Origin of the sequence: Candidatus Nitrosotalea sp. FS, from assembly GCF_011319475.1 — an archaeon.
GTDB lineage: Archaea > Thermoproteota > Nitrososphaeria > Nitrososphaerales > Nitrosopumilaceae > Nitrosotalea.
Genome location: NZ_RCMC01000068.1, coordinates 1 through 7,256 on the forward strand (window position 1 = coordinate 1; position 7,256 = coordinate 7,256).

Below are 7,256 nucleotides of genomic sequence, written 5' to 3' on the forward strand. Positions count from 1 at the left end.
ATGAATTTTTTTCCAAAAATATTATATAGTTATGAATAAGCATCATCTCGTTGTCTGGATGCATATTTCTTCCTAAAAAACTAGGGATCAGTTGAACGAATGTCTATCTACAAAAATTTGCTTATTTTACTCCTAATCTCTACACTTGTAACATCAAATCTTGTATATGCACAAAGTGACAAGCACCAAATTCCACAATGGGTAAAAAACACCGCCAAGTGGTGGTCCGAAAATAAAACACACGACAAGAAATTCCTAATTGCATTATCCTATTTGATTCAAACAAAGACTGTTACAGTACCTGATAATGTACCTGGCTCAAATGATAAAATTCCATCCTGGTTCAAGGGTGTAGCAAGATATTATGCAGACAATATTATCACAGAAGAAGAGTTTGAAAGCTCAATTGAGTATCTCATAAAGAACAATTCCATTCAAGTCTCTGACAAAACTCTTAGCATAATAGACAAGAAGGGACTTACAGAAGTATCATACCATGGTTATTCCCCACTGTTTAGGATGTATGCATATTCAAAGGACTTTACTATCATAGATGGAAAACCAGTTCCAATAGAAGCGCACTTTGCATTAAAGCCAGAATTTGAGGCCAACGGCACCTATGACAGAATAGCAATGTGGGACAAGCCACACACTGCCGTTGTAATAGTTCCCATCTTTACATCCACTGCATACTGGGAGCCTGGATTTTACACCTATTACAGGAATGATTGCGATTCAAGCTGCCTTACAAAAAAGATTGTGTTTGACATGCCTGGAGGATTTGCTGCAAGCGAAAATGCTGTTGGTGCACTATCTCTGCTTGGCTATGACACCATAACAGACCTTGATGTTGACCAAAATCCAGAGATCCTAAACCACTATGACAAGGTTATTGTTCTTCACAATGAATATGTGACAAAAAAAGAGTTTGATGCAATAACTCATCATCCAAAGGTGGTATACCTTTATGCAAATCCATTATATGCTCAAGTGGATGTGAACTACAAAAACGATACCATCACGCTTGTACGGGGACATGGATATCAGGGAATCTTAAATGCATTTGGATGGAAATATGATAATAGTCCAAAGGAGTATGATACTAATTGCTCAGACAATTCCTTTTACAAAATAAACAATGGAATAATGTGGGATTGTTATCCTGAGAATAGCATTTTTGCTAACATGACCATATTAAAAATAATAAAAGATTATTAGAAATCTGACTTGGCGGGTGGGTTTGGTNATATTGGAGGATGAGAATGCGCAAGAACTTCGGTTCCCCATCCTCTTTCCAATAATTTTTCCTTGGTTTGAAATGTTACACATGCAGGAGTACCATTTGTAAACTTGAAAATCAACTGCAATCCTTGCCTACATGTAACATCATTTGCTGAAGTTCCCGATTCGAATTGTTTTAATGGTGAAGGAAATTCTGCTGTAGTTGTTGGTTGCTGGTAGTTTCCTGTTATGTAGATCATTTCATCTACACCACTATAGTTCGTCAATGGAAACTCTACAGTGGTAAAATTCAAATTCGATTCTATTGGCGTTGGAAAACTTTTCCCAACAATGGCTGCACATCTGGCACCTTCAGCAACATTGTAACCACCTGCACTGTAAAGACCTAACAATTTTGTTGGAAGTTGAATAGTAAGACTGCCTCCTTGTGGAACCTCCCGTACAATAATGCTCAAAGTTGGAGATATTGTTTCTGAAGATATTGTTTCTATCACTGCGTCACCTGAAATCTTGTATTTGATGGGATATGTTTGATTATTATTAATGGATGCCAAATAAGTATGATAACCTTCTGCATCAGTTCCATTGTCTTTTTGTATACTTGGTTGGAATGTTCCTATACACAAAGAGTAGGATGGATTTGTCGAAACAATACCAAATGATATGATGGTTANTAATACTCTCTAATTTTGATGGTTCATTCTCCATTTGCAAAAACTATGGAGTGCATCATAGACATGAAATTGTTTATTCATGTTGTCATGATCATCTTTTGTATTCATGCTAAATCCATATGCAATAGCTAGCAGGCCTTCAGACTGTGGCGTAAGTGTCCTGTTTGAAGTGTCTGCTCCTCGCACTATCTTGGCAACCTCCGCAAGAGATGGATCTTTTTTATCCAAACTGTATCTTTTTACAATGGCATCAAAGGAGCATTCATCGTCATGATGACCTAGTTCTACATGTGGCACGTCAAATGGTGTGGCATTTTGCTCCTTTGCAACTTGCATCACCTTATCAACTGGGACAAATAGAAATTCAGCATCCTTGTCTACAAAATTCTTGATTAGCCACGGACAAGCTATTCTGTCTACCTTTGCATGCTCTCTTGTTACCCATTTCATAGAACACTACTGATATCTAACTATGTAGATGATCTACTTATATAAGATTTGTTTAGCACAATATACAGAGTGATGATATCATGATAAAACAAAAGGGAATGAAGGTAGGAGCAGTCTCATTATGGCTATTGTTGCTACTAGCGGAGAGACCCATGTATGGTTATGAAATCATAAAAGAACTTGAAAAAAAATTCTCAGGATATTGGAAACCAAAAACAGGTACAATTTATCCTGCATTGGAAAAACTCGAGAAGAGCAAGTCGGTAACAAGCAAGGTTGAGTTTATGGATAAAGCACCAGACAGAAAACATTACGCAATAACAGAAAAGGGCCAAAATGAGCTTGCAGAGTCCATGATCCACTGGTCAAAGATGGCTGAGATAATAGAAAATCATTGGGAGACCCATCAAGCTGTGTTTCGCCACAAATCTGAAATTGCCAAGGATGACTTGGCTAAAGTCTTTACAAATATTGCAAAATCATTGCAGAGTACATCGAGTTTTGAAATGAACAAGATCATACCATCTGCAAAGAAATTTTCTGTAAAAAATCCCACCGAACCACTAGAGTTCAAGTTTCTTTATGCCAAGGAAAAGAGCAAAGAAGGCCATGACAAGTTTGAGATCCACTTGGAATTGGAATGGAATGCAAAATCTTCCAAACGTGACATCGATTAGCTATTTGATTTTATGAGTCTCAAAAACTTCAATTTTTGCAGCCTGTCCAAAATAGTCTGGGATTGCAATGTACAGCCTATCTGACGCAGGCACAAAAAGAGATGTCCTACCACCCTGGCCTGTTGGAATCTTTGCTATCTCTTGATAGTCATTTTGATCCTTTTGGGATATTACATCCAGATAACCCTCGCCTCCAGTAAGGTAGATCTGCTTATTTTTCCCATCAAACCAGATGTCGTCTGCATCATTTACCACATCTAATTTTGCCACTGGGCTGCCTGTATTGGTATCAAGTACAGAGAGCTGAGACGGAGACCTGTAAACTGTGAATAGCCTTCTGTCCTCCTCATCTAATGCCATTGGATAATTACCGCTTGCTCCACTGTTTGGCCATTTTGTAATCACTGATCCTTTTTGTGCATCTATTATTGATATGGAATTACTTTCTGGTACATTGACAAAGATTCCAGGTTGCAATTCGTCTGAGATCTGAAAGGATTCTGGGTGACCATCTAGTTTTATGGTGTCAATCACGGTATTTTTTACAGGATCTATTACAGCCAGACCTCCGTTTCCATAGCCCACATATACTAATTTTTGATAGGCATCATAATGCATGTTGTCTGCATCGTTTGAAAGAGATATTGTCATTACAAGAGAAAAAGTATCTGAATCAAAAACTTGAACAGTACCATCTCCTCCATTTGCAACAAAAATTTTTCTGGCATCCGGAACATAGGCAATACCTTGAGGTTCATGTAGTCCAGAGATGGAGTTGATACGCTTTCCAGTTTTTAGATCAATAATGTCTATGGAATTATTTCCTAGTTCAGATACAAACAATCTCTGTCCTGCAATATCAATATCCATATGATCTATTCTTCCAGAGACATTTGGTAATGAGATGCTCTGAACCAAATCAAGAGATTTACTATTAAGACTTGCATTATTTTGTCCAGTTTCATTTCTTTCTTCATTTTGCATTGAATATGTGAAAAAGGCAATTGTTGCAATTACTGCAATACCGATAGCTACAAAGATTTTTCGGTTTGCTGTTAAATGCATGATTTTATCTACTCATTAAATTCTGAAAAAGGCTTTGTCACGGTAAGACCTTGATCATCAGTAATTGTAACTGATTTTGACAAAGACGGTGGAGACAGGACTACTCTTTCCCCCGGATTGAGGACTGGAATCTTGTCTGTAGAGTTACCATAGTCGACTTTGAGGTTTGTTAGTGGTGCATAACCTGAGTTTTGGATAGTTACATGTGATTCTGATACCCCATCGCCTGTCTCAGTCCTAGCGTCTACATACAGGGAATATTGAGAGGTAGAGCCGTGAAGTGTTAATACCACTATGGCTATCACGACTGCGGCTCCACCGCCGATTGCTCCTGTGACCAGAGATTTTCTCATAGTAGATCTACTACCTAGGTAGATAATCTACTCATTTAAGAGTTTTTTGCAGATCGGAAAAAATCATGATAAAGTGAAAATTTGATTAAAAACCTTATGGGTAGATGAATCAATTCAATACCTATCATTTGTCACACGGATCAGTTCTTGATATCTTTAGATAAAAAATCATTATCAATAAAACTGATTTAGAAAATTAATTTATTTCTGAATCTTGCATTCCGCAGTTAATCCTTTTGCGGTTACGTAATATGTGTAGATCAAAATTCCAATTGACACAAGTCTTAGAGGAATTTCATAGTTGGTAAGAAACGCAGTTAGAGTTCCACCTACTGCTCCAAAAGCCGAAACCACCGCAAATCCAATCGAGCCGCAACTACAGGCACCGGCACTTGCGCCTATGATGGAACCAATAAATCCAGAGCCTGACTTTATCCCACTTCTCATCATGCGGATCCTAAAAATGCTCATGCTTATCACAAGACCTGACAGTGCAGCCACTATTATTATGAGCAAAAAATTGGGTATTGCGTATGAGGGTACGTAAAAAATGAGTCTTGGACTAGTAAAGATGAATTCTGAAAGAAATGATAGTGAAATTAGTAATCCTGCAAAAATGGATATTGATAAAATAGTGTATCGCAGATTTGAAAATACTAACAGTATTGCTTGTTTTTGCATGATGACTCCATAGTATTGATTATGTACATGACATAAAATGGCAAATTTACGATTTAACTCTTTTTCCAAATTGTACTGTGAAAAAATGTTTTCGTACCATATCAAAACATTGTCAAAATGCCACATAGATTTGGAACAAAAGTTATAAGCAAAAATGTGATTCTATCTGCAAATGCAAAATGTGGAAAAGTTATTCTTAATCGCTTTTGCCTCAATAACATTGTTGACTGTATCGCAAGTTAGTGCAGACAGTTCCATGTCAGGTGGTACAATGATGAAAAATGATTCAATGTCAAGCGGTACCATGATGCATGATGATTCTATGAAAAGTAACATGTCGGGAAGCTGGGGTAATGGTTCCATGATGAACGGTGAATCAATGATGAATAGTTCCATGATATCAAATGAAAAAATTGACACATCAATGGCAGCACCGGTGATGGGTTCTGCTGGTGCCAAGGTAACAATAGTGGAATTTGGTGACTATCAGTGTCCAAAATGTGACCAGTGGTTCAAAAATGAAGAGTCTACAATCAAGACAAACTACATTGATACCAACAAGGCCAATTTGTATTTCATGGACTTTCCATTCATAGGTCCAGATTCTCCAGTTGCTGCACAGGCAGCTTATTGTGCAAGTGATCAGGGAAAATACTGGGATTATCATGATTATTTATATCAAAACCAAGGTGCAATCCAGTCAGGCTGGGCCAGCTCAAGCAATCTAAAATCAATTGCATCTAAAATCGGGCTTGATGCAAATCAATTCAATTCATGCCTTGATTCAGGAAAATATGCTGACAGGGTATCACACAACAAGGCAGTTGGTACATCTCTAGGGGTAAAGGAGACTCCGGCTTTCTTTATACTGGCACCAGATGGTACAACAACTGAGATAGACGGTCCACAGCCAGCTGCTGTATTTGCAGATACGATAGACAAGATCTCTACCAGTGCAGTTCCTGAGTTTGGTACACTAGCATCAATTGTACTTGTGATTGCAATAGTTTCAACAATTGTACTATCAAAGACACGTCTACTATATTTTGCAAGGAATTAAAAAAAGAATGCAGGTAAAATGTGCAGACTGTAACTGTTTGCCTGATGAGTGTAAGAAAAGTGTATCTCCAAAACAATGTCCAAACTGTACTTGGCAGGAATGTTGTTGTTGGACTATGATTAACAGAGAAAAACAAGTATGAAACTTGTGTTCTAATGTATTTGCAGGTTATTTCTAGTAGATTTGAACCTTTGATGAGTATCACAGTTTTAGTTCAATACCCATGAGAATATCTGATAATTTTACCATTGTTTTAGAGAATAAAATGAGACAGTATTGTGTAGGAACTTACCAAATCCTGAACAACTATAAATTGTTTTAATGTTACTTGATCTTGGCTAAAAATTCAGCTATTGGTTTTTGGTAAGCAAACTCGTCAAGATACTTGTTTACGTCTCTTACAACTTCATGGTGTGAATCACCAAAGAGATCCTTGAGAATCTTGCTTAGGTATTCTGGATGTTCATAACAGTCTGATATATCGCATTTGTATTTTTGATGCATCTCTTCTTGAACTTTTTCCAATGTCTTTTTGCCTATCTTCAAGAGTGTGTGTTCTATGGCAAGTACCACTACTGTCTTCATCTCCTTGGAGTCTATTCTACCCATTGGCTTTCTTCCTATGCTGGTAGTCCATAATATCCACTGATTTCTCTACGCACGATATGCTAGATTCCAAGATGTAGTCACTTNACTTTCTTCCTCCGCTGGTAGTCCATAGCGTACACTGATTCCTCTACGCATGATATGCTAGATTCCAAGATGTAGTCACTTTGTGTTTACTATATGAAAAGAGTCTGGAACTGGCATGGGATCATTAGTTCCAATCTGGCATTGTGGGACAAATTCCAGTGTTTTCAAAACCATATTCATTCCATGTAAAGAAAAGAGTTGCGTATGATTGTAGAAACATTGTTCAATTATATGTTCCAACGATGGTACCATTATACCATGTCCGAAGACGATAACTCTGATTTTCTTGTAAAGGCANAGGTAAATTCCAGTGTCTATTTTTTCAAAACCGTATTCATTTCATGTAAAGAAAAGAGTTGCG

At 37.4% G+C, this 7,256-nt stretch carries 8 protein-coding genes; 3 read left to right on the forward strand and 5 right to left on the reverse strand.

Features of this window, described 5'->3' with window-relative positions; translation table 11 throughout:
* Positions 1-99: 99 nt before the first annotated feature.
* Positions 100-1,218 (forward strand): N,N-dimethylformamidase beta subunit family domain-containing protein, encoded by a 1,119-nt coding sequence (locus DYY66_RS02995; RefSeq protein WP_166286093.1) that lies wholly within the window; start codon positions 100-102, stop codon positions 1,216-1,218.
* Between the two features lie 707 nt (positions 1,219-1,925).
* Here DYY66_RS02995 and DYY66_RS03005 read toward each other — a convergent pair.
* On the reverse strand, positions 1,926-2,366 hold the full coding sequence (locus DYY66_RS03005) for a chromate resistance protein ChrB domain-containing protein (protein ID WP_166286097.1): 441 nt from the start codon (positions 2,364-2,366) through the stop codon (positions 1,926-1,928).
* An 80-nt stretch (positions 2,367-2,446) separates the two neighbouring features.
* On the opposite strand from DYY66_RS03005, the gene DYY66_RS03010 reads away from it, so the two are divergent.
* Positions 2,447-3,043, forward strand: coding sequence for a PadR family transcriptional regulator (locus DYY66_RS03010; protein WP_166286099.1), 597 nt, complete (start codon positions 2,447-2,449; stop codon positions 3,041-3,043).
* Here DYY66_RS03010 and DYY66_RS03015 read toward each other — a convergent pair whose 3' ends face one another.
* From DYY66_RS03015 to DYY66_RS03025, 3 genes are all read right to left on the reverse strand, one after another.
* Entirely contained in the window at positions 3,044-4,108 is a 1,065-nt protein-coding gene (locus DYY66_RS03015; protein ID WP_166286101.1) for a YncE family protein, read from the reverse strand. It abuts the gene before it with no gap.
* 8 nt (positions 4,109-4,116) lie between these two features.
* Positions 4,117-4,461: a hypothetical protein gene (locus DYY66_RS03020; RefSeq protein WP_166286103.1), complete on the reverse strand. Its 345-nt coding sequence runs from the start codon at positions 4,459-4,461 to the stop codon at positions 4,117-4,119.
* Between the two features lie 201 nt (positions 4,462-4,662).
* Entirely contained in the window at positions 4,663-5,142 is a 480-nt protein-coding gene (locus DYY66_RS03025) for a hypothetical protein (RefSeq protein ID WP_166286105.1), read from the reverse strand.
* Positions 5,143-5,314: 172 nt separating this feature from the next.
* On the opposite strand from DYY66_RS03025, the gene DYY66_RS03030 reads away from it, so the two are divergent.
* On the forward strand, positions 5,315-6,202 hold the full coding sequence (locus tag DYY66_RS03030; protein ID WP_166286107.1) for a thioredoxin domain-containing protein: 888 nt from the start codon (positions 5,315-5,317) through the stop codon (positions 6,200-6,202).
* Positions 6,203-6,526: 324 nt separating this feature from the next.
* On the opposite strand, the gene DYY66_RS03035 is transcribed toward DYY66_RS03030, so the two are convergent.
* Positions 6,527-6,811 (reverse strand): hypothetical protein, encoded by a 285-nt coding sequence (locus DYY66_RS03035; protein WP_166286109.1) that lies wholly within the window; start codon positions 6,809-6,811, stop codon positions 6,527-6,529.
* Positions 6,812-7,256 lie beyond the last annotated feature (445 nt).